This is a genomic window from Arthrobacter sp. SPT-J7 (genome assembly GCF_059089965.1).
Map to the genome: position 1 here is coordinate 1 of NZ_JBNHFF010000513.1, position 722 is coordinate 722.

1 pseudogene is annotated in these 722 nt (G+C 63.2%); it reads right to left on the reverse strand.

Annotated elements, in window-relative coordinates:
- Window positions 1-289 (reverse strand): annotated as a pseudogene (locus AC5RWX_RS33970) (hypothetical protein); the annotation flags it as partial.
- Window positions 290-722: the final 433 nt, after the last annotated feature.

Sequence of the window (722 nt, forward strand, 5' to 3'; positions counted from 1 at the left end):
CGTTGGGCAGGTCCACCAGGAAGGAGCTTCCCTGGGCCTGGACAAAGTCGGAGCGCAATGGATCGCCGGTGCCGCGGTCCGCGCCCGAGGTGACTGCGGTGTCGGTGAAGCCGAACCTGGTGCCGGTCGAATATTGGGTTCCGGCGGCTACGGCTGTATAGCCACCGGCGGTGGTGCCGGGCCCAAAGTCGAATGCGAAGCCGCTTCCCGCCGAGGGCAGGGCAGTGTCGGCGTGAGCTGCCGGAAGCCCGGTGAAAGCGAGGGCAGCGGAGGCCACTGCGGCTGTCATTGTTTTCGCTCCCGTCGCGATCCTGTGCTGGCGGGGTGGCGGAGCTTCCCTGGAAAGTTGCGGCATTTGCGCGGGTGTGTTCACGGACATCTCCTTCGATGAGCGATGGCATAGCGGTACCCAGGAAGGTTGGAACGATTCAAAGCATAAAGCACCGCGGTGGCAGCGCAATTAAAGCTAAGGAGGCCGGGGTGGCCAACGATGGGACTGAGACCTGGGGTGGAGTGGTGCAGCTCTTACTGCAGCACTCATTGGTTTATCAGCCCAGGCGAGAGTACGGCAAGAGTTTTCCCATCTTTCCCGTGAGTTTCTGGTGCCGGATGTTCCGGTTTGTTCCCCGCTCTGTAAGCCACCACGCGTGGGGCCTGGCTGCCGTCCGCGCAACCCCCGCGATTAATGCGCGACGGCGGATTGGCACCAACATGCCCATCCG